Origin of the sequence: Marinobacterium nitratireducens (assembly GCF_014645375.1) — a bacterium.
GTDB lineage: Bacteria > Pseudomonadota > Gammaproteobacteria > Pseudomonadales > Balneatricaceae > Marinobacterium_A > Marinobacterium_A nitratireducens.
Window position 1 is genome coordinate 174816 of sequence record NZ_BMLT01000005.1, and the last position, 22346, is coordinate 197161.

Below are 22346 nucleotides of genomic sequence, written 5' to 3' on the forward strand. Positions count from 1 at the left end.
CATCCGCCGCCTCACCGCCACACCTCCAGTGCGGCGACTCTATGGACACAGGGACTGTCACCCAGGGCCGCCAGCTCTCAGCCATAATTAAAATCAGGCCTAAGGCATATTTTTTATTGCTGGCGCCCCTGGGCCAGCGTTTTTAATATCGCTCTGTCTTTCGAGAAACCCTCGAATGCTGGCAAATTAAAACGGGCTCTTATTAGAGCCACGTCAGCACTTCGCTTAAAGAGCCGTCCGAAAAACCAGCGTACAGCATCAATGCATTTAATCGCAGGAAACTGCATCAACAGCGAGAAGGAATAATTGACATGCAGAATAACAATCAATTGCCTTTGTCCGGCATCCGAGTTGTTGACTTCGGCCAACAAATCGCCGGGCCGGCGGTCGCCATGGTGCTGGCGGATCTCGGCGCAACCGTCGTGCATATCGATCCACCGACTGGCCCGCAGTGGGACCATCCAGCCAATGCGATTCTAAACCGCAACAAGAGCTGCCTGCGGCTGGATCTGAAAACCGATACCGGTCTCGAGCAGGCCCTGACACTGATCGGCCAGGCCGACGTCGTCATCGAAAGCTTTCGCCCCGGCGTGATGCAGCGCTTGGGCGTCGACTTTGCCCGGCTGCGCGAGGCGCGCCCGGCGCTGATCACCCTGTCGGTGCCGGGTTTCGCCAGCAACGATGAGCTGCGCCGGGAATGGAAAGCCACCGAAGCCATCGTCGCCGCGACCTCCGGCGCCTTCACCGATATGGGTTTCAACCGGGTGCTGATGGGCCTCAACCCCAGCTTCTCGCCGCTGCCGCTGGGGTCCTCCTACGCCACCTCGCTGGCGGCCGGCGCTGTGGTCATGGCGCTGCTGGAACGGGAAAAGAGCGGCCATGGCGACAGCATCGAGGTGCCGGTCACCGCCGCGCTGATGGAGGGACTATCCTACAACTCTATTGTCATCGACGGCCTGCCGGAGCGCTACAAGACCATGCGCGAGCAGGAGATCGAGTATCGCAAGGCCAACGGCATCGAGATGGACCTGAGCTATGACGCGTTGCAGGAATATCTCGACCCCTTCTATCGCACCTACGAATGCGCCGACGGCCGCATGTTCTACTGTGTCTGCCCGTCGCACCGCAACCATGCCAAACGCTGCCTGCAGGTACTGGGCATCTACGACGAACTGGTGGCCGAAGGGCTGCCGGACGTGAAAAACTTGCACCTGCCGATCAGCGAGTGGGACGGCGAAACCTCGATCGGCGTGTACCCCCTGCCGAAGAAATGGGCCGATATCATCTCGGCCAAGATGAAGAAGGCCTTCCTCACCAAGACCTCCGAGGAGTGGGGCCGCATTTTCGGCGAAGGCCACATCCCCGGTGCGCCGCATCGCACAACGCAGGAATGGGTCAACAGCGAGCACACCAACGCCGCCGGCCTGATCGTCGAAGTGGACGATCCGGAATACGGCCGGATGAAACAGCCCGGTCCGATCGCCTGGCTCGAAGGCCTCGCCGAGCCGATGCTGCACCCGCGCCCGCGCCGCAATGTCGACTTCGATGAAGCGCTGGCGGTGCTGCGAGCCGGCTCTCCGGAGGCGGCCACCGATTACGCCGCGCTGCAGGCCAAGTCACCCGCCAGCCGGGGCGGCTGGCTCGACGGCCTGCGCGTGCTCGACCTGACCAACGTCATCGCCGGCCCGCACTCCGCCGCTTTCCTGACCCGCTTCGGCGCCCAGGTCACCAAGCTGGATCCGGTGACGCCGCTGTATGATCCGCTGATCGGCACGCTGTTCACCTTTCAGTGCGGCATGGGCAAGCAGAGCGCCCTGGTCGATATCACCACCGAAGAAGGACGGGAGGCCTTCAACCGCCTGGTGCGCGCCGTCGACCTGGTGGTGATCAACGCCCCCGACCGGCAAATGAAGCCGCTGGGCCTGGATCACGACAGCCTGCAGGCCATCAACCCGGGCGTGCTGTTCTGTCGTCTGGACTGCCTCGGCGGCCCGCGTGTCGGCCCCAAGAGCAACTACATCGGCTACGACGACATCATCCAGGCTCACAGCGGCATCATGAGCCGCTTCGGCGGACCCGCGACGCCGGAGGAGCACGCCCACCTGGGCACCCTGGACGTCAACTGCGGCTTCGCTGCCGGCCTAGGCATGGCGGTCGCGCTGTACCACAAGCTGAAAACCGGCCAGGCGACCCGGGCCCGGACCTCGCTGTCCGCCGTCACCAACATCGCTCAGCTGCCGTTCGCCTTCGACTACGCCGGACGCGCGCCTTTCGACGAGCCCTCAGGCCGCGAAGCCCTGGGCAACCACGCGCTGTCGCACTTCTACCGGACCGAAGACGGCTGGATCTTCCTCGATGCCAGCCCGGCCGAACTCGACAAGCTGGACGCCATCGAGGGGCTGGCAGGCATCGGCCAAGCCGAGGACCGGGCCGCCTGCCTGCGCACCGCCTTCGCGCAGGCGCCCTCGGCCTATTGGATCGAAGTGCTGCACGAGGCGGACATCGCAGCCGCTGAACCGCTGGCCATCGAGACCCTGCGCGAGCTGTACAGCCGTGAAGCCGACGGCAGCGTCGGCATCGACCGCGGCAGCTATGCCTTCTCGATCTACCACGATCACCCCAGCGGCCACTGCATCACCCAGATCGACCATTACGCGATCCGGCCGCAGGAAGCCGCCATCAAGGCGGTCACGCCGACCGAGCGCTTCGGCCACTCGACCCGGCAGATTCTCGAGGGTGCGGGTTACCGCGCCGACGAGATCGAGTCGATGATCGAGCGCGGCATTGCCGGCACCGGCTGGGGCCGCGAGTTCCTGCCGAGCTGACCCTATAGGCGGGCATTCGCCCGCCTGATTTTTACCACGCCTGTTCATGAACACAACCCGGTACCACCGGGGGTGTTTAGATCCGGTAAAAGTCGCCGTACGATCAAACTGTGCGATTGGTTTGCCTGTGATTGTCCCGCTTGAACAGCGTCGGTTTCCCTTAGCAGCTCCTCCCTGTGCATATCGGAGAATTCAATTGTGCATCACAAAACAAGTATTGCGTTGAGCCCCTCCCTTCCTTCTGAACTGACGGACCCGCTAAAAGCGTTGGGAAGCCTCGCGACCGCCCGTGGGAAAGTGTCAAGCGGCGCGCGCATTTATATCTGCGGTGAAAAGGATTCAATGGACGCGAGCCTGATCATCCAGCTACCTACCTCGCTCGAACTCATTGCAATCGCAGGAAGCCAAACTGACCGTATCGATATCGAAGCCGCCCGAGCCCGCGGGATCAAGGTCAGTAATATCCCGGAGCACTGTCGCAGTGTCTCGCTCGGCCTGAAAGCTAATATTGCGGCTTTTCTCGACCGCGGACTGCCGCTAAACCGAGTCAGTACAGGCTAAATAATCCTGGATGACAATTGCCGCGCAGCCTTAACCAGACTCTTCGAGTAGGTGCTTGCATCCTTTGCATTCATGAGTTTATCGTTGACGGCGGCACTGATATCCGCTAACGACTCACTGCGAATATTCAGGATCGGCGCGGCAATACAGTTGACCTGACTGTCGCCCTCTCAGTTGGTTACGGCATAGCCGAGACGCTTGGCACCAGACGGTTCCTCTGCGACCTGCTCCATACTTTCCCGGAACGCCGGGTTGGATTTCTATCCCTACCTGAAATAGCTGCGCTGAAACTGGAGCGCTACTATCGGCACTTATGCAAAGTTTGCCTTCTCAGCTACTAGGGACGCGTGTAACCAACTTCGAAAAGCTGTGAGTTTCCTGCACCAGCCTAGTTTACGGGAATAATTTCCTGCACCAGTCCTGCACCAGCAAAAACACACTAGGCACTAAGAACTAAAGCGCTCAGGATAAGCTTTTGATATTTTGAGGATTTTAATGGTCGGGACGGCAGGATTTGAACCTGCGACCCCTTGCACCCCATGCAAGTGCGCTACCAGACTGCGCTACGCCCCGACTGTAAGAACGAACCGACGATCGTCGCTTCGAAGTGGTGGGTAATATACCCTAAGGTTTTGTTTCTGTGAAGTTTTTTCTTCAAAAACTTTTCAGGTTGGCGAGGATGTCCTCGAGTTCGGTGATGGTCTGCCGGACCAGCTGCTTGTAGCGGGCCGAGTCGTCGCCGGCCTGCTCTCCAGAGAGCCACTGGCGGGCGCCGCTGATGGTGTAGCCCTGCTCGTGCAGCAGACTGCGGATCTGGCGGATGACCAGTACGTCCTGGCGCTGGTAGTAGCGCCGATTGGAGCGCTTGACCGGGGCGATCTGGTCGAACTCCTGTTCCCAATAGCGCAGCACGTGGGTCTTGAGGTCGCACAGCCTGGCGACTTCGCCGATCGTGAAATACCGCTTGTTGGGGATGGGTTCGAGCCGGTCGTGGTTATTCTGACCGGTTTCCGGCATAGGCTTCTACCCGATCCTTGAGCTTCTGGCCTGGACGGAAGGTCACCACGCGGCGTGCGCAGATGGGGACCTCCTCACCGGTTTTGGGGTTGCGGCCGGGGCGCTGGCGCTTGTCGCGCAGGTCGAAGTTGCCGAATCCCGACAACTTCACCTGTTCGTTCGCCGCCAGGCTGGCACGGATCTCGTCGAAAAAGGATTCAACCATTTCCTTGGCCTCGCGCTTGTTGAGGCCAAGTTCTTCGTTGAGGCGTTCCGCCATTTCCGCTTTCGTCAACGAGGTCATGCCGTTCTCCCCTGTCATCACTCCCGCAATGTCGCGCCGAACTCCGACTTCAGCGCGGCGACAACCGCCTGGATGGTTCCGTTGATCTCTTCGTCATTAAGAGTGCGCGATGGATGCTGCCAGGTCAAGCCGACGGCCAGACTTTTTCGTCCTGCTTCAATACCTTGGCCCTGATAGACGTCGAACAGACGGACCGATTTCAGGTACTCGCCGCCCTCTTTCTGCGCCACCTGACGGAGGTCTTCGAAGGCGATTTTCTCATCCACGATCAGCGCCAGGTCGCGACGCGACTCGGGGAATTTCGACAGTTCCGAGAAGCGCGGCAGGCGTCCGCGGGCGACTTCCTCGAGGCTGATCTCGAACAGGAACACCGGAGCGTCCAGGTCCAGCGACTTGACCAGGCTCGGGTGCAGCGCGCCCATGTAGCCGATCACCTTGCCGTCGCGCTCGATGGCGGCGCTCTGGCCCGGGTGCAGCGCGCCGTGGCTGGCGGCCCTGAAGCTGAACTGTTCGGCGGCGCCGCCCAGCGACAGCAGCGACTCGACATGGCCCTTGAGGTCGTAGAAGTCGACCTTCTGCGCCTTGCCGGTGGTCCAGCCTTCCGGCTCGCGGCTGCCGGCGATCAGGCCGGCGATAACGTTTTCCTGCACCAGTTCCGCGTCCTGGGTCAGGAAGCGTTGGCCGGTTTCGAACAGGCGCACGCGATCCTGCTGGCGGTTCTGGTTGTACTGCAGCGCCTTGGCCAGGCCCGGCCACAGGCTGGTGCGCATCACCGCCATTTCGGCCGAGATCGGGTTGGCCAGCGCGACGCCTTCGTACTGGTCGTCGAACTGCTTCTGCAGGCCCGCTTCGATGAAGCTGTAGGTGATCGCCTCCTGGTAGCCCAGCGCGATCAGGTGACGGCGCATCTGGCGCGTCTCGACACGGGATTCCTGGTGCGGCGTGAACGGCAGCTCGGCGGTCGGGGTCTTGACCGGTAGGTTGTTGTAGCCGTAGACGCGCGCCAGCTCCTCGATCAGATCGACCTCGATGTCGATGTCGAAGCGGTACGACGGCACGGCGACGTCCCAGACGCCGGTTTCGACCTGGCTCAGACGCATGCCCAGACGCTCGAGGATCTCTTCGATCTCGATCGCCGGCATCTCGAACGCCAGCAGCTGGTTGACGCGGGCATGACGCAGACGCACGGTGGCGGCCGCCGGCAGGTGCTCGGCGCTCTTGACCTCGGTCACCGGGCCCGGCTGGCCGCCGACAATTTCGAGCAGCAGCGCGGTGGCGCGCTCGATCGCCTTGCGCTGCAGCTGCCAGTCGACGCCGCGCTCGAAGCGGTGCGACGAGTCGGTGTGCAGGCCGTAGGAACGGGCACGACCGGCGATTGCCAGCGGCGCGAAGAAGGCGCTCTCGAGGAAGATGTCGCGGGTCTCGGCGGTCACGCCGCTGTGCTCGCCGCCCATCACGCCGGCCATCGCCAGCGGGCCTTTCTCGTCGGCGATCAGCAGGGTGCCTTCGGTCAGCTCGACCTCCTGGCCGTCCAGCAGGGTCAGCTTCTCGCGTGCCCCGGCCGGGCGCACGACGATATTGCCGTGAAGCTGGTTCAGGTCGAAGGCGTGCATCGGCTGGCCGAGTTCGATCATCACGTAGTTGGTGACGTCGACCACCGGATCGATGGAGCGGATGCCGGCACGGCGCAGCTTCTCGACCATCCACAGCGGCGACTGCACACCTGCGTCGATGCCGCGGATAACGCGACCGACATAGCGCGGGCAGCCGGCCTTGTCCTCGACCTCGACCGGGAAAGCGTCCTTGATGCGGGCTTCCACCGGCTCGGCGTCGACAAACCGGACCTTCGCCTTGTTGAGCACGCCGACTTCGCGCGCAAGGCCGGTGATGCTGAGGCAGTCGCCGCGGTTCGGCGTCAGGTCGACGTCGACGATCTGGTCGTTGAGACCGAGGTAGTCGCGCAGGCAGTGGCCCACCGGCGCATCGGCCGCCAGCTCCATGATGCCGCCGTGATCCTCGGACAGGCCCAGCTCGTCCTCGGCGCAGAGCATGCCGAAGGACTCGACCTGGCGCAGCTTGGCCTTCTTGATCTTGAAGTCGCCCGGCAGCACCGCGCCGACCTTGGCGAAGGAGGTTTTCAGGCCCGCGCGCGCGTTGGGCGCACCGCAGACCACCTGGAATTCTTCATGGCCGTCGCTGACCTTGCATACCTGCAGCTTGTCGGCGTTGGGATGCGGTTCGGCGCTGAGGATCTCGCCGACCACGACGCCGGAGAACTTGCCGGCCACCGGCACCACTTCGTCGACCTCAAGGCCAGCCATGGTGATCTGCGCCACCAGGGCGTCGCTGTCGATCGCCGGGTTGACCAGTTCGCGCAACCACTGTTCACTGAATTTCATTCTGCTGTCCTGCTTAAACTATTAACTCGCTTGATTCCACTTGTTCCGTTTCAGCTGATCGGCGATCAGCTGAACTGGCGCAGGAAGCGAAGATCGTTCTCGAAGAAAAGGCGCAGGTCATTGACGCCGTAACGCAGCATGGCCAGGCGCTCGACGCCCATGCCGAAGGCGAAGCCGGTGTACTCTTCCGGGTCGATACCGACGTATTCGAACACCTTCGGGCTTGCCGTCGCCACGGTCGATGTCGACCTCGATCGAGGGCTCGGTGAACGGGAAGTAGGACGGGCGGAAGCGCACCTTGACGTCCTCTTCGAAGAACTCGCGCAGGAACTGCTCGAGGGTGCCCTTGAGGTCGGCGAAGCTGATGTTCTTGTCGACCAGCAGGCCCTCGACCTGGTGGAACATGGGCGAGTGGGTCTGGTCGTAGTCGCAGCGGTAGACGCGACCCGGGCAGATGATGCGCACCGGCGGCTTCTGCTCTTCCATGGTACGGATCTGCACCGGCGAGGTGTGGGTCCGCAGCAGGGTGTTGGCGTTGAAGTAGAAGGTGTCGTGCATCGCACGCGCCGGGTGGTGCTCGGGAATGTTGAGCGCCTCGAAGTTGTGGTAGTCGTCCTCGATCTCCGGGCCCTCGGCAACGCTGTAGCCGATGCCGGCGAAGAACGCCTCGATGCGCTCCAGGGTCTTGGTGACCGGATGCAGACCGCCCAGCTCCTGGCCGCGGCCCGGCAGGGTCACGTCGATGGTTTCGGCCGCCAACTTGGCGTTCAGAGCCTCGGACTCGAGCGCATCCTTGCGGATGTTGAGCTGGGCCTGCAGCGCCTGCTTGGCCTCGTTGATGCGCGCACCCGCCTGCGGACGCTCTTCTGCGGACAACTGTCCCAGCCCTTTCAGCAGCTGAGTAAGATGACCTTTCTTACCGAGATACTGAACACGGACCTGGTCCAGATCCTGGGTGCTCGTGGCCTGTTCGACGGCTTCGATGCCTTGCGTCAACAGGGACTCAATGTTTTCCATTACCGGCTCCAAAGATAAAGGTACTTCGCGCTTCAGCATGAAGAAGGCGCAATTCGTAGGATGGGTGGAACGACGCCCGGGCAAGGGCTTTCCGAGCCCAATGCAGACAGGGCGTCGTGTAACCGCCACGGACGGTGGAAATCCCGAAAACGCAGGAGCAGTTTTTCGGGAAACCCATCTTGGGCAGCTGATTCGAGGCCGTGGACACCTGGGACAGTGATGGGTTGCGCCGCTCAATCCCCGCTGCGTTCTGAAATCGCAGCGCCATTGCGGCTCCACCCATCCTACATGCCATCAGCTGCCCCGGCTCCACCCATCCTACGGTTTCATCGCCTGATTTCTGTCATCTGCGAAGAACCAAAAAAACAGGGGAAGAGCTTGCACCCTTCCCCTGTTCGATTCGATCAATTACCTACAAGAGGCGGGTGTGCCTTACGCCAGGGCAGCTTTCGCTTTCTCGACGACAGCGGCAAACGCAGCCTGCTCGTGAACGGCCAGATCGGCCAGGACCTTGCGGTCGATCTCGATGCTGGCTTTTTTCAGGCCGGCGATCAGACGGCTGTAGGACAGACCGTTGGTGCGGGCACCGGCGTTGATACGGGCGATCCACAGGGCACGGAACTGACGCTTACGCTGACGACGGTCGCGGTAAGCGTACTGACCGGCCTTGATGACGGCCTGTTTAGCAACGCGGAATACACGGCTACGGGCACCGTAGTAACCCTTGGCCTGCTTCAATACTTTCTTGTGACGACGACGTGCGATAACACCACGTTTTACGCGAGCCATTGCAATACCTTCCTAAAGCTGAGTTCTGTTGATACCAAGAGTGACTTAGATGTACGGCAGCATGCGCTTGATCAGCGCCTGGTCCGCTGCATGAACCTGCAGCATCGGACGCAGCTGACGCTTACGCTTGGTGCTCTTCTTGGTCAGAATGTGGCTTTTGAAAGCCTGCTTGTGCTTGAAGCCGTTCGCAGTTTTCTTGAAGCGCTTGGCGGCGCCGCGGTTTGATTTGATCTTGGGCATTTCAATACATCTCCACGCATTCGTTAAGTTGTGTTCACCCGGACAACAACAAAACCCGCAGCCGTATCCCGAAGGAAACAGTTACGGGTTGTGCGCCGAACGGGTTACTTTTTCTTCTTCGGAGCGATGACCATGGTCATCTGACGGCCTTCCATCTTCGGACGCTGTTCAACGGTACCCAGCTCTTCCAGGTCTTTTTCAACCCGGTTCAACAGCTGCATACCCAACTCCTGGTGGGCCATCTCACGACCTCGGAACCGCAGGGTTACCTTGGCCTTGTCTCCATCTTCAAGGAAACGTACCAGGTTGCGCAGTTTTACCTGGTAATCCCCTTCTTCCGTCCCGGGACGGAATTTCACTTCCTTGACCTGCATCTGAACCTGCTTTTTCTTCGCCAGGTTCGCCTGCTTCTTCGCTTCGTACAGATGCTTGCCGTAGTCCATCACCTTGCAGACGATGGGGTCGGATTCTGCGATCTGTACCAGGTCAAGGCCCGCTTCCTGAGCTGCCTCAAGAGCGTCTCGAATCGATACTATTCCAATCTGGCTGCCGTCCGGACCGATCAGTCGACATTCGCGTGCTTTGATATTGTCGTTGATCGCTGGGCGTTTTTCGCCGCGTCTGTTATCGCGCCTGATGGTACTATCTCCTGCTCAGATTAGTGCTTGCGACCTTTCTGGCCAACGTCTTTCGCCAGAAGTGCCACGAATTCTTCTATGGACAAGGTGCCCAGGTCTTCGCCGGTGCGGGTACGCACGGCCACCGAGCCGGATTCCACTTCCTTGTCCCCCACTACCAGAAGGTAGGGGACCTTCTGCAGTGTACGCTCGCGGATTTTAAAGCCGATCTTCTCGTTTCTCAAGTCCGCTTGTGCACGGAACCCCTTATCTTCAAGAAGTTGCGCCACTTTTTTACAATATTCACCCTGCTTGTCGGTGATATTGAGTACCGCCACCTGCTGAGGTGCCAGCCAGGTCGGCAGGGCACCGGCATAGTTTTCGATCAGAATGCCGATGAAACGCTCGAAGGAACCAAGGATCGCGCGGTGCAGCATGACCGGCGTCTCGCGCTCGCCCTCTTCGTTGACGAACTGGGCGCCGAGACGGCCCGGCATCGAGAAGTCGACCTGAATGGTACCACACTGCCAGACCCGACCGAGACAATCCTTCAGCGAGAATTCGATCTTAGGCCCGTAGAAGGCGCCCTCGCCCGGCAGCAGGTCCCATTTCAGGCCGGCGGCGTCGAGCGCATCGCCCAGGGCCTTCTCGGCCTTGTCCCAGCTCTCGTCGGAACCGACACGCTTCTCCGGACGGGTCGAGAGCTTGTACAGCACCTCGGTAAAGCCGAAGTCTTCGTAAACCTCGTGCAGGAAGTCGATAAAGCTCGCCACTTCCGGCTGGATATCGGCTTCGGCACAGAAAATGTGGGCATCGTCCTGAACGAAGCCGCGCACGCGCATCAGACCGTGCAGCGCACCGGACGGCTCGTTGCGGTGACAGGAACCGAATTCGGCCAGGCGCAGCGGCATCTCGCGGTAGGAGCGCAGGCCCTGGTTGAACACCTGCACGTGGCAGGGGCAGTTCATCGGCTTGATGGCGAAATCACGGTGCTCGGAATGGGTGGTGAACATCTCTTCCGAGAACTTGTCCCAGTGACCCGACTTTTCCCACAGGGTACGCTCGACCACCTGCGGCGTCTTGATCTCCTGGTAGTCGTGCCGGCGCAGCTTGGCGCGCATGTACTGCTCGATTTCCTGGTACAGGGTCCAGCCGGCCGGGTGCCAGAACACCATGCCCGGCGCTTCTTCCTGCATATGGAACAGGTTGAGCTGCTTGCCCAGCTTGCGGTGGTCGCGCTTCTCGGCCTCTTCCAGACGGAACAGGTAGGCCTTGAGTTCCTTCTTGTCGCCCCAGGCGGTGCCGTAGATGCGCTGCAGCATCTCGTTGTTCGAGTCGCCGCGCCAGTAGGCACCGGCGACCTTCATCAGCTTGAACGCCTTGATATGGCCGGTGGACGGCACGTGCGGACCGCGGCACAGGTCGATGAAATCGCCCTGGGAGTAGAACGACAGTTCCTCGTTGCCCGGGATGTCCTTGATGATCTCGACCTTGTACTTCTCGCCCATCTCGTCGAACATCGCCACCGCCTCGTCGCGGCTCATCAGCGAGCGGGACACCGCCAGGTTTTCCTTGGACAGCTCCAGCATGCGCTTCTCGATCTTCTCCAGATCTTCCGGCGTGAACGGACGCTCGTAGGCGAAATCGTAGTAAAAGCCGTTGTCGATGACCGGGCCAATGGTGACCTGAGCCCCCGGGAACAGCTCCTGCACCGCCATCGCCATCAGGTGGGCGCAGGAGTGACGGATAACGTCGACGCCTTCTTCATCGCGCGCGGTGACAATCGCCAGGTCGCAGTCTTCGGTGATGGTGTAGCTGGTATCCACCAGGGTGCCGTTGACCTTGCCGGCGAGCGCCGCCTTGGCAAGACCGGTACCGATGGACGCCGCGACGTCATGAACGCTGACCGGGTTGTCGAATTCGCGTTTGCTGGAATCAGGAAGCGTAATAACAGGCATGTATATCCCTTTTGGCTCAGTGGTGACCCCCACGACAGGTCACTTAAGGCGTTTGGCCGGTAAATCTTGTTAATGCCGTACAGACGAGGTACGGACTCAAGGGCGGAAAAGTATACAGGAAGCGCCGCGGCGCGGCCACCTCGGGAACACCTCAATTGTAGGATGGGTGGAGCCGCCATTGCCATGCACGGGCCGGATAGCACCTTGTTCGTGGCGGCGTAACCCATCATTGCCTCCGGCTCCTCGGTGCCGAACCGATACCTCATGATGGGTTACACGACGCCCAAACTACATCAGAGCCGGATATGCCGTGCCGAAGCGTCGTTTCACCCATTCTACGGCTGGATATTCAGAATCGTAGGATGGGTGGAGCGCCATTGCCATGCACGGGCCGGATAGCACCTTGTTCGTGGCGGCGTAACCCATCATTGCCTCCGGCTCCTCGGTGCCGAACCGAAACCTCTTGATGGGTTACACGATGCCCAAACTACATCAGAGCCGGATATGCCGTGCCGAAGCGTCGTTTCACCCATCCTACGGCTGGATATTCAGAATCGTAGGATGGGTGGAGCCGCCATTGCCATGCACGGGCCGGATAGCACCTTGTTCGTGGCGGCGTAACCCATCATTGCCTCCGGCTCCTCGGTGCCGAACCGATACCTCATGATGGGTTACACGACGCCCAAACTACATCAGAGCCGGATATGCCGTGCCGAAGCGTCGTTTCACCCATCCTACGGCTGGATATTCAGAATCGTAGGATGGGTGGAGCGCCATTGCCATGCACTGACCGGATAGCACCTTGTTCGTGGCGGCGTAACCCATCATTACCTCCGGCTCCTCGGTGCCGAACCGATACCTCATGATGGGTTACACGACGCCCAAACTACATCAGAGCCGGATATGCCGTGCCTAAGCGTCGTTTCACCCATCCTACGGCTGGATATTCAGAATCGTAGGATGGGTGGAGCCGCCATTGCCATGCACGGGCCGGATAGCACCTTGTTCGTGGCGGCGTAACCCATCAAGCGGTTTCAGTTCGGTGCAGTGAGGCCCGCAAGCAATGATGGGTTACACGATGCCCGGACCGCGGCAAAGTCGGATACTCCGCTGCCCGGCAGCGTTTCACCCATCCTACCCGGGCGCTCCGGATTGCAGCGAGGGCCCTCCCCCGCCGATAATGAAAAAACATTGATTAGAACAATAAACGACGATGGCCCGACTCAAGATCAGCACCCGGCTGATGATCATGATGTGCCTGCTGGTGCTGCTGCAGGCGGCGCTGCTCGGCGGCTTCGCACTGCGCTACCTGAGCTCCTCGCTGGAGGACCAGATCGGCCTGCGCGCGCTGCAGCTGGCCTCGATGATCGCCCAGACCCCGGCGGTGCGCGAAGCCGCCCGTACCCGCGACAGCCACAGCATGCAGATGCTGGCCGAGGAACTGCGCGAGGCCACCGATGCGACCTTCATTTCGATCGGCGACAGCGAGGGCATCCGCCTGGCCCACCCGCTGCCGGAGCGCATCGGCAAGCCGATGGTCGGCGGCGACAACGAACGCGCGCTGAAACTCGGCCAGAGCTACATTTCCCGCGCCACCGGCAGCCTCGGCCCGTCGGTGCGTGGCAAGGCGCCGATCTTCTCCGAACAGGGCGATATTCTCGGCGTGGTGTCGGTCGGCTACCTGACCACCAGCCTCGAGCACATCATCCTGCGCTACCAGAGCATCGTCATCAGCGTGACCCTGGGGCTGCTGCTGCTGTCGATATTGCTGGCGGTGTGGATATCACGCCGCTTCCGGGCCGCGATCTACGGTCTGGAGCCGCACCAGATCGCGCGCCTGTTCGAGGAGCGCAACGCCACCCTCGAGTCGGTGCGCGAAGGCATCATCGCGGTCAACGCCGAGGGACAGATCACCACCTTCAACCAGGCCGCGGCGAAAACGCTGGGGCTGCCCGCGGCCGAGCCGATCCGCGGCCGGCCGATCCAGGAGGTGCTGCCGGACAGCCGGCTGCCGGACCTGCTGCAGTCCGGGCAGCCCGAATTCGACCGCGAGCTCGCCGTCGAGGGGCAGACCCTGATCGTCAACCGCATTCCGATCCGGGACGGCGACCGCATTATCGGCGGCGTCGCCAGTTTCCGCCGCAAGGACGAGCTCGACCAGGTCAGCCGCCAGCTGACCCAGATCCGGCAGTACGCCGAAACCCTGCGCAGCCAGGCCCACGAATACGCCAACAAGCTGCACACCATCGCCGGCCTGATCCAGATCGGTGCCAGCGACCGGGCGCTCGAGATCATCGGCCAGGAAACCCGGGAACATCAGGCGCTGCTGCGCTGGCTGTCCGAATCCGTCGGCGAACCGGTACTGTCCGGCTGTCTGCTCGGCAAGTACAATCGCGCCCATGAACTCGGGCTGCAGCTGGAGATCGACCCGGACAGTCACATGGGCGCGCTGCCCGAGGGCATAACGCCGGAGCAGATCGTCACCCTGCTCGGCAACCTGCTCGACAACGCCTTCGAGGCGACCCTCGCCGCCGGCGGCAGGCAGGTCCGGCTGTCGATGACCGACCTCGGCCGCGAGCTGATTTTCGAGATCGAGGACGAAGGGGCGGGTGTGCCGATGGCCGAACGCGAGAAGATTTTCCAGCGCGGACACAGCAGCAAGTCGACCGGCCGCGGCATCGGTCTGCACCTGGTACGCCAGACGCTGACGCAGCTCGGGGGCGAGATCACGGTGTCCGACGGCAGCAACGGCGGCGCCCGCTTTACCGCATATATTCCGAAGGAGGTGGAGGCTGGATGATATCCCCTGATGCAAGCATCGATGCAGGCCGCTTTACCGCGCTCTCTAATCCTGCCTGCGGGCCCAAGGAGGTGGACGCTTGAGTGCCGCAATCAGCGTGGTAATCGCCGAGGATGACCCACAGATCGCCGAGATTCAGCGACGCTTTATCGAACGCGTCGAAGGATTCGAAGTGCGCGGCATTGCCCACAATACCCGGGACGCCACCGATCTCGTCGACGTCATGCGACCCGACCTGCTGCTGCTCGACATCCAGTTCCCGGACGGCAGCGGACTCGAACTGCTGCGCCGGCTGCGCACCGACAACAGCGCCACCGACGTGGTGATGATCACCGCCGCCAAGGAGGTCGACACCCTGACCGAAGCGCTGCGCTGGGGCGTGTTCGACTATATCCTCAAGCCGGTGGTGTTCGACCGCCTGCAGCAGGCGCTCGGCAACTACCGCGCCCACCGGCAGCGCCTGCTGCAGATGCAGAGCCTGTCGCAACAGGAAGTGGATGGCCTGTTGCCGCGAAGTGGCAGTGGCGGTGGCGCAACCAGGACGGCGCCGGCAGCCGAGCCCCTGCCCAAGGGCATCGACACCCTGACGCTGGAGAAAGTGCGCAGGGTGTTCAGGGCCAAACCCTCGGCCAGCCTCAGCGCCGAACAGGTCGGCGAGCAGATCGGCTCCAGCCGCACCACTGCCCGCCGCTACCTCGAGTACCTCGTCGGCACCCGGGAACTCAGCGCCGACGTCGCCTACGGCAGCGTCGGCCGCCCCGAACGGCAGTATCGGTTACCGCGGTAAAGCAGCTTCGCCGCGGGACGCGGCTCCCACAACGGGTGACGGGTGACGGGTGACGGGTGACGGGTGAACCGTAGGATGCGGTGAAGCGATGCACCGGCACGAAATTTAACGTTACCGCTGTCGTTTGGGCATCGCGCAACCCATCAAACTGACCGTATTGCAGGTCGATATATATCGGTTGGCACCGCGGTGAGAAATGTTGGGTTGCGGCCCTCCGGGCCTTCACCCAACCTACGAAAAGCGCGTTTTCCGTAGGATGGGTGAAGCGGCTTGCCGCCTAACCCATCGATCCGCCCCCCGTTTCGTGCGTCATTCGCCGGCATCAAAATCATCCGGCTCATCGCTCCAGTCGAGGCTGTAATACCCCTGTTTCACAAACCGGTGAAAGCTGGAGTACGGCCACTCCCGTGCCTGCGAAACCAGCCCATGCTTGACCGGATTGTAATGGATGTAGTCGAGGTGACGGTGCAGGTCGCGCTCGTTGCGGATCAGGTGTTCCCAGTAACGGCGTTGCCAGATGCCACGCTCGCCCTTTTTGACCCTGCTCGCCGAGTGAGCATCCAGCCTGGGAAGCTTCCTGGAAAAAGTGCCCTTGATATAACGCCAGCGGCGCGGAAAATCAGCATCGTTGGCCGGCAGCGTCCAGATACAGTGAAGATGCTCCGGAAGCACCACGGCCGCCTCAAGCGTGAATGGCATCGCCGCCCTTGTCTGACGAAATGCTTGCCTCAAGGTCTCGATATGATCGGTCAGCAGAGTCGAGGAGCGATCCTCCAGCACGACCGTAAAGAAATAGGTGCCGCCTGGCTCCCGTATGCGTCGGTAATCCATCGTACCCGTCCCTGGTTACGTTGATTTGACCGATTAATTGTAGGATGGGTGGAGCGATGCAATGGTACAAGAATCAATTTTACCGCTGTCGTTCGGGCATCGCGCAACCCATCACTCGGGCGAAGCCCGCTGCCTGAAACGGATGCCGCGCCTGTTGGGTTACACGGCCGGCATTTTGCTCCTGCAATACCGGCATTTCTGCAGTCCATTGCAGTCGCTGCGCCGCTAGACCCAACCTACAAATCCTGATCAGACCCCGCTGCCGACGGACACGCGCCGCTCCTCGGCTTTGGCATCCTGCGTCGCCCTACCTCCTGCATCCATGCAGTCGTCGGCTTTGGCATCCTGCGTCGCCCTACCTCCTGCATCCATGCAGTCGTCGGCTTTGGCATCCTGCGTCGCTCTACCTCCTGCATCCATGCAGTCGTGCGCATGAAGGTCATGGATGACCTGAAGCCAGTTATTGCAGGAGCAAATAACTGCCCATGCGCACGCGGCATACCGTACATCCTGTACATAAACCCCGCTCCTGCGCATCCATGCACTCGCAGGATAAGTACATCCATGTACAAAAAAGCCGCCCGGAGGCGGCTGAATGACGGGGCGGCCCTACACTACCCCGCCAGGTTGGGATGCAACCCGGGATCAATCGACGACGCTGTGCGATTTCTCGGCCTGGGCGGCCATGCGGCGGCGCAGGATCGGGCCGATGAGGTACGGCAGTACCAGGCCGGCTATGGCGACCACCCAGATGCCGACTGCCAGACCGCTGCCCCAGAGGATGCTCCAGTCGCCGTCGGAAATGGTCAGGGCGTGACGCAGGCTCTTCTCCATTTCCGGCCCCAGCAGCATGCCGAGAATGATCGGCACCAGCGGGATGTGCAGCTTGCGCAGCACGTAGCCCAGCAGGCCGAAACCGATCATGAAGTACAGGTCCAACGCGCTGTTGCTGATGGCGAAAATGCCCACCGACGCGACCAGCGTCACCACCGGCATCAGGTACTTCGGCGGAATGCTCAGCAGCTTGACGAACACGCCGACCATCGGGATGTTCAGCAGCAGCAGGATCAGGTTGCCGATGAAAAGCGCCGCGATCACACCCCAGACCAGGTCCGCGTTCTGGGTGAACAGCATCGGACCCGGCTGGATGTTCAGCGACACCAGCATCGCCAGCAGCACCGCGGTGGTGCCGCTGCCCGGCACGCCCAGCGTCAGCATCGGCACCAGGGCGCCGTTGGCAGCGGCGTTGTTGCCGGCCTCGGGCGCCGCGACACCGCGCGGATCGCCCTCGCCGAAGCTGCCCTTGTGTCCGACCAGACGCTTCTCCAGGGTGTAGCTGATAAAGCTGCCCAGCGAGGCGCCCGCACCCGGCAGCACGCCGGAGATAAAGCCCAGTACCGAGCCGCGCAGGCTGGTCGGCAGCACACCGATGATGTCGGCCATGCTTAGCTTGAGCTTGTTCAGCGTCACCTTTTTAAGGCCCTCGCCGGCGTGCATCTCGATAAAGAACAGCAGCTCGCTGATGGCGAACAGACCGACGATGGCGATGATGAAGTCGACGCCCTCGTACAGCTCGAGGATGTTGTAGGTGTAACGCTGGTTGCCGGTGGAGATATCCACACCGACGGTGGCGATCATCAATCCCAGGCAGGCCGCGATCACGGTCTTGAACTGGTTCTTGCCGGTGATGCCGCCAAGCGTCGCGAACGCCAGCGTGAACAGCGCGAAATACTCGGCCGGGCCGAACCGCAGCGCGAACTTCGCCAGCCAGGGCGCCAGAATCACCAGGCCGACGGTGGCCAGCAGGCTGCCGATGAACGATGCGATGGCGGAGATCGCCAGCGCTTCGGCGGCCTTGCCCTTGAGCGCCATCGGATAGCCGTCGAGGCAGGTCATCATCGCCGGCTCGTCGCCCGGAATGTTGAGCAGAATACTGGAGATACGGCCGCCGTACATGGCGCCGGCATACACGGACGTCAGCAGAATCAGCGACGACTCGGCCGGCAGCCCGAGGCTGAACGCCAGTGGAATCAGGATCGCCACGCCGTTGGCCGGGCCAAGACCGGGCAGCGCGCCGATCAGGGTGCCCAGAATCGCGCCAACGGCCGCGAACATCAGGTTATCGAGGGTCAGCGCGACGGCGAACCCCTGCAACAGGTAGTTCAAGGTTTCCATCAGCTCAGCCTCCGTTGAGATCCAGGAGCCCCGCTGGCAGGTGCAGCTCGAGCATAAAGTTGAACAGCACGAATACCACCACCGCGCTACCGATACCGGTCAGAAAAGCCGGCAGCGGCCTGGCACCCATGCGCCAGCAGAGCACGCCGACCATCAGCGTGGTGGCCGGGATAAAGCCGACCGGCTGCAGCATGGTGGCGAAGATCGCCAGTATCACCAGCACGAACGCCAGTTCACCCAGCATGGCCAGGTGCGGCCAGGGTTCGTCCGCATCGGGGCGAACGATCAGGTACAGACTGCTCAGTCCCAGAATGATCGACAGCATGATCGGAAAGGTTTCCGGCCCGACGGCCTCGGCACCGCCAAAGGGCTCGGGAAAGTGTGCAGCCTCCCAGCCGTACGCGACGGCCAGGAGGAGCAGCAGTACACCGAGGATGCGATCCCCGATCATTTAATCAGCCCGATTTCGGTGGAGATATCCTTGATGCTCTTGACCTGCTGCTGCACGAAATCGTGGAAGTCGGCACCGGATTTGTGGAACGGCATCAGGCCGTTCTTGGTCATCACGTCCTGCCACTCCTGGCTGCCGTAGACCTTGTCCATGGTATCGACCCACCACTGGTAGGCATCGTCGGACACATCCTTCGGCACGTAGAAGCCACGCCAGTTCGGCGCCACGGCATCGATGTCCTGCTCACGGGCGGTGGGAATGCCATCCAGCGGTGCCGGCAGGCGCTCTTCGGAAAGTACCGCCAGCACGCGCAGGTCGCCGGACTCCATGAAGCCCTGGGCCTCGGAGATGTCACCGGTGAATGCCTCGATATGTCCGCCGACCACCTGGGTGATGGCCTCGGCGCCACCGTTGAACGCCAGGTACTTGATCTTCGGCAGGCTGCTCTTCTCGATACCGGCGGCACTGCCGGCGATCAGCACCTTGAGATGGTCCCAGCCGCCCGCGGCGCTGCCACCACCGAACTTGGCCGAGTTCGGGTCTTCCTTGAGCGCGCTCATCAGGTCGCTCAGAGTCTGGTACGGAGAATCCTTGCTCACCGCGATGACGCCGTAGTCCGCACCGAGGGCGCCCACCCAGCGGACCATTTCCTGATCCATGCCGGCGAACTGACCCTGGGCCAGGCGGGTGGTGGTGGCGGTGCTGGCCGCGACGATCAGGGCGCTGTCGTCACCGCGCTTGGATACGGTGTGGGCGAAGGCGACACCACCGCCGGCACCCGGCATGTTCACGGTCTGGACGTTGCCTTCGATAAGGCCGATATCGGTGAGTACCTTGCCCACGCTGCGGCAGGTGAAGTCCCAGCCGCCGCCGGGGTTGGCCGGTGCGATGCACTCGGCGGTACGGGACTGTTCGAAAGCGCCGGCCTGGGAGGCGGCCAAGGCAAGCGTCGCAGAGGCAATCAGGGTCTTGATCGAGGAAGATTTCATTCAAGCTACTCCGTCATTTTTGTTGTCGTCAGCAGCGCAGAGATACGCCGCTGCGTGAATACGGTCGCCGAAGCAATTGGCGGGCACTTTCAAGGTGCAGTCCGCCTCTTGCTGGTGCAGACGCTTGAACCTTAGTCCCGTGCCACCGAAACGACCAGTTTGCGGACATAAGGGCTGTTCAGTGCATATCGGGTATTAAATTCATAAAGTTCATGGAGTGGTGAGTGGTAAGTGGTGAATCGTAGGAGCCCACTCCGTGGGCGAACAACCGCGGTGCCAGAAAGGCTTCGCCGCGGGGCGCGGCTCCCACGAGAGCTGCCGAGTTCCGAGAACCCGTGGGAGCGGCGCCCCGCCGCGAATGACCTGCCGCGACCAAAAGGCTTCGCCGCGGGGGCGCGGCTCCCACGAGAGCTTCCGAGTTCCGAGAACCCGTAGGAGCGGCGCCCCGCCGCGAATGACCTGCCGAGGTCAAAAGGCTTCGCCGCGGGGGCGCGGCTCCCACGAGAGCTTCCGAGTTCCGAGAACCCGTGGGAGCGGCGCCCCGCCGCGAATGACCTGCCGAAGGCCAAAAGGCTTCGCCGCGGGGGCGCGGCTCCCACGAGAGCTGCCGAACTCCGAAAACCCGTGGGAGCGGCGCCCCGCCGCGAATGACCTGCCGAGGCCAAAAGGCTTCGCCGCGGGGGCGCGGCTCCCACGAGAGCTTCCGAGTTCCGAGAACCCGTGGGAGCGGCGCCCCGCCGCGAATGACCTGCCGAGGCCAAAACGCTTCGCCGCGGGGGCGCGGCTCCCACGAGAGCTTCCGAGTTCCGAGAACCCGTAGGAGCGGCGCCCCGCCGCGAATGACCTGCCGAGGTCAAAAGGCTTCGCCGCGGGGGCGCGGCTCCCACGAGAGCTTCCGAGTTCCGAGAACCCGTGGGAGCGGCGCCTCGCCGCGAATGACCTGCCGCGACCAAAAGCTTCGCCGCGAGGAAGTGCCCGTAAGTTTGGGTACGCGGCGCCTACGCGTCAGCCGTCGCAGGATTCGAGCAGGCTGCGGGTAAAGAGAATATGCTCGGTGGCGCGTTGGCGTGCGGCCTCGGCGTCACGCTCCATCAGCGCCTGATGAATGGCGGCGTGCTGGGCGCGGATACCGTCGGGATAGCGCCCGTACTGCCTGAGGGTACGGTCGAGCACACCGTAGATGGCATTGAAGTAGCGGCTGTAGAACAGCTGGGTGAAGGAAATCAGCAGCAGGTTGTGGCTCGCCCCGGCGATCATCTGATGAAAGGTCAGGTCGGCCTTGGCCTTGGCCAGAGTGGTGATGCCCTCGCTGCGCAGGGACATGCGCCGGTACTCCTCGTCGATGCGCGCCAGTTCCCCATCGCTGGCACGAGTCGCGCAGTACCAGGCCGCCTCGCCCTCGAGCGTGGCCCGCACCTCCATCACCTGCAACTGCAGCGCCAGACTGTCGGCCGCCCCAGCCGGCATTTGGAACTGCGACTCGAGCAGGTTTCGCGCCCGGGTGCCGTCGCCCTGGCGTGTCTCGACCAGCCCCTGCAGCGCCAGCGTCCTCAGCGCCTGGCGCACCGTGGCTCGCGAAAGACCATGCTCCGCCGCCAGCTGCCGCTCGGACGGCAGCAGTGCGCCGGGCGCGATGCTGCCATCCAGCACCCGGGCGCTGAGACGCGCCGCCAGCTCTCCCGCCTTGTCTTGCCGTTCCATATCACCTCTTGGTCAGACCAGTGCGCAGTCTAGCATTTCTTTTTACCCGACCGGCTTCTATTGTTCTCCAGGTTAGAAACACAAGAAACAGGAATCCCCGATGCACACTCCTTCTTCGCCCCGGGTCGCGCTCTTCGTCACCTGCCTGGTCGATCTGTACCGCCCCGAGATCGGTTTCGCTACCGTCAAGCTGCTGGAGCAGGCCGGCTGCGACGTCGAGGTGCCGGAAACCCAAACCTGCTGCGGCCAGCCGGCCTTCAATTCCGGCGACAACCGCAGCGCCCGGGATATCGCCATCCGCACCATCGAGGCCTTCGACGGCTATGAGTACGTGGTCGGCCCCTCGGGTTCCTGCATCGGCATGCTGCACCACTACCCGGAACTGTTCGAGACATCCGATCCCTGGCACCGGCGCGCCCAGGACCTGAAAGCGCGCGCCTTCGAGATCAGCAGTTTCCTGGTCGACGTGGTTGGCCTGGACAACCTCGCCGCCAGTTTCCACGGCAGCGTGACCTACCATGATTCCTGTTCGGGCCTGCGGGAGCTGGGCATCAAGGCACAGCCGCGCGCCCTGCTCGCCCGGGTAGAGGGGCTGGAGCTGAAGGAGATGAAAGAGTCCGAAACCTGCTGCGGTTTCGGCGGCACCTTCTGCGTCAAATACCCGGACATTTCCAACCGCATGGTCGGCAACAAGACCGCCAATATTGCAGCGTCCGGCGCCCGCACCCTGGTCGGCGGCGACCTGGGCTGCCTGCTGAACATGGCCGGCAAACTCAAGCGCGAGGGGCACGACGTCGAAACCCGTCACCTGGTCGAGATCCTGACCGGCTGCAGCGACACAGCGGCGATCGCGGAACCCGCCGACGACCGCACCCGTCTGGCACGGCAACTCTGAGAGGACACGAC

At 62.3% G+C, this 22346-nt stretch carries 18 protein-coding genes, 1 tRNA gene and 1 pseudogene; 5 read left to right on the top strand and 15 right to left on the bottom strand.

The window, feature by feature from the left end; genetic code table 11:
* The first annotated feature begins 311 nt into the window (after positions 1 to 311).
* Positions 312 to 2825: a CoA transferase gene (locus IEX85_RS11120; protein WP_188860667.1), complete on the top strand. Its 2514-nt coding sequence runs from the start codon at positions 312 to 314 to the stop codon at positions 2823 to 2825.
* Positions 2826 to 3023: 198 nt separating this feature from the next.
* Complete coding sequence (locus tag IEX85_RS24005) at positions 3024 to 3386, top strand: hypothetical protein (RefSeq protein ID WP_229721887.1); 363 nt, start codon at positions 3024 to 3026, stop codon at positions 3384 to 3386.
* 496 nt (positions 3387 to 3882) lie between these two features.
* Here the strand turns inward: IEX85_RS24005 and IEX85_RS11135 are convergent.
* From IEX85_RS11135 to thrS, 10 genes and pseudogenes are all read right to left on the bottom strand, one after another.
* Positions 3883 to 3959 (bottom strand) — tRNA-Pro (locus IEX85_RS11135).
* Positions 3960 to 4040: 81 nt separating this feature from the next.
* Entirely contained in the window at positions 4041 to 4403 is a 363-nt protein-coding gene (locus tag IEX85_RS11140; protein WP_188860668.1) for a MerR family transcriptional regulator, read from the bottom strand.
* A complete protein-coding gene (gene ihfA, locus IEX85_RS11145; protein WP_188860669.1) occupies positions 4381 to 4686 on the bottom strand; it encodes an integration host factor subunit alpha in 306 nt (101 codons plus the stop codon). The genes IEX85_RS11140 and ihfA overlap by 23 nt, the downstream gene beginning before the upstream one ends.
* Positions 4687 to 4703: 17 nt before the next feature.
* Entirely contained in the window at positions 4704 to 7085 is a 2382-nt protein-coding gene (gene pheT, locus IEX85_RS11150) for a phenylalanine--tRNA ligase subunit beta (RefSeq protein WP_188860670.1), read from the bottom strand.
* A gap of 65 nt (positions 7086 to 7150) precedes the next feature.
* Positions 7151 to 7249, bottom strand: a pseudogene (locus IEX85_RS24300) (tRNA ligase subunit PheS family protein); the annotation flags it as partial.
* The gene (gene pheS / locus IEX85_RS11155; RefSeq protein ID WP_505718234.1) at positions 7203 to 8141 is read right to left on the bottom strand and encodes a phenylalanine--tRNA ligase subunit alpha; all 939 of its coding nucleotides are present in this window, start codon (positions 8139 to 8141) and stop codon (positions 7203 to 7205) included. The pseudogene IEX85_RS24300 and the gene pheS, both read right to left, overlap by 47 nt.
* Positions 8142 to 8534: 393 nt before the next feature.
* Positions 8535 to 8891, bottom strand: a complete 357-nt coding sequence (rplT, locus tag IEX85_RS11160; protein WP_188860671.1) for a 50S ribosomal protein L20 — start codon at positions 8889 to 8891, stop codon at positions 8535 to 8537.
* 45 nt (positions 8892 to 8936) lie between these two features.
* Positions 8937 to 9131, bottom strand: coding sequence for a 50S ribosomal protein L35 (gene rpmI / locus IEX85_RS11165; protein WP_188860672.1), 195 nt, complete (start codon positions 9129 to 9131; stop codon positions 8937 to 8939).
* 104 nt (positions 9132 to 9235) lie between these two features.
* Positions 9236 to 9769 (bottom strand): translation initiation factor IF-3, encoded by a 534-nt coding sequence (infC, locus tag IEX85_RS11170; protein WP_188860912.1) that lies wholly within the window; start codon positions 9767 to 9769, stop codon positions 9236 to 9238.
* Between the two features lie 20 nt (positions 9770 to 9789).
* On the bottom strand, positions 9790 to 11706 hold the full coding sequence (gene thrS, locus IEX85_RS11175) for a threonine--tRNA ligase (RefSeq protein WP_188860673.1): 1917 nt from the start codon (positions 11704 to 11706) through the stop codon (positions 9790 to 9792).
* 1213 nt (positions 11707 to 12919) lie between these two features.
* Here thrS and IEX85_RS11180 point away from each other — a divergent pair.
* On the top strand, positions 12920 to 14506 hold the full coding sequence (locus IEX85_RS11180) for an ATP-binding protein (RefSeq protein WP_188860674.1): 1587 nt from the start codon (positions 12920 to 12922) through the stop codon (positions 14504 to 14506).
* Positions 14507 to 14585: 79 nt separating this feature from the next.
* Entirely contained in the window at positions 14586 to 15293 is a 708-nt protein-coding gene (locus tag IEX85_RS11185) for a response regulator (protein WP_188860675.1), read from the top strand.
* A gap of 309 nt (positions 15294 to 15602) precedes the next feature.
* Here IEX85_RS11185 and IEX85_RS11190 read toward each other — a convergent pair whose 3' ends face one another.
* From IEX85_RS11190 to IEX85_RS11210, 5 genes are all read right to left on the bottom strand, one after another.
* Positions 15603 to 16124 (bottom strand): REP-associated tyrosine transposase, encoded by a 522-nt coding sequence (locus IEX85_RS11190; protein ID WP_188860676.1) that lies wholly within the window; start codon positions 16122 to 16124, stop codon positions 15603 to 15605.
* 645 nt (positions 16125 to 16769) lie between these two features.
* Entirely contained in the window at positions 16770 to 18299 is a 1530-nt protein-coding gene (locus tag IEX85_RS11195; RefSeq protein ID WP_188860677.1) for a tripartite tricarboxylate transporter permease, read from the bottom strand.
* Positions 18300 to 18303: 4 nt separating this feature from the next.
* On the bottom strand, positions 18304 to 18750 hold the full coding sequence (locus tag IEX85_RS11200; protein WP_188860678.1) for a tripartite tricarboxylate transporter TctB family protein: 447 nt from the start codon (positions 18748 to 18750) through the stop codon (positions 18304 to 18306).
* Positions 18747 to 19739, bottom strand: coding sequence for a Bug family tripartite tricarboxylate transporter substrate binding protein (locus tag IEX85_RS11205; protein WP_188860679.1), 993 nt, complete (start codon positions 19737 to 19739; stop codon positions 18747 to 18749). The genes IEX85_RS11200 and IEX85_RS11205 overlap by 4 nt, the downstream gene beginning before the upstream one ends.
* A 1005-nt stretch (positions 19740 to 20744) precedes the next feature.
* Entirely contained in the window at positions 20745 to 21440 is a 696-nt protein-coding gene (locus IEX85_RS11210; protein WP_188860680.1) for a FadR/GntR family transcriptional regulator, read from the bottom strand.
* Between the two features lie 100 nt (positions 21441 to 21540).
* Here IEX85_RS11210 and IEX85_RS11215 point away from each other — a divergent pair, with 100 nt between their 5' ends.
* A complete protein-coding gene (locus IEX85_RS11215; protein ID WP_188860681.1) occupies positions 21541 to 22335 on the top strand; it encodes a (Fe-S)-binding protein in 795 nt (264 codons plus the stop codon).
* Positions 22336 to 22346 lie beyond the last annotated feature (11 nt).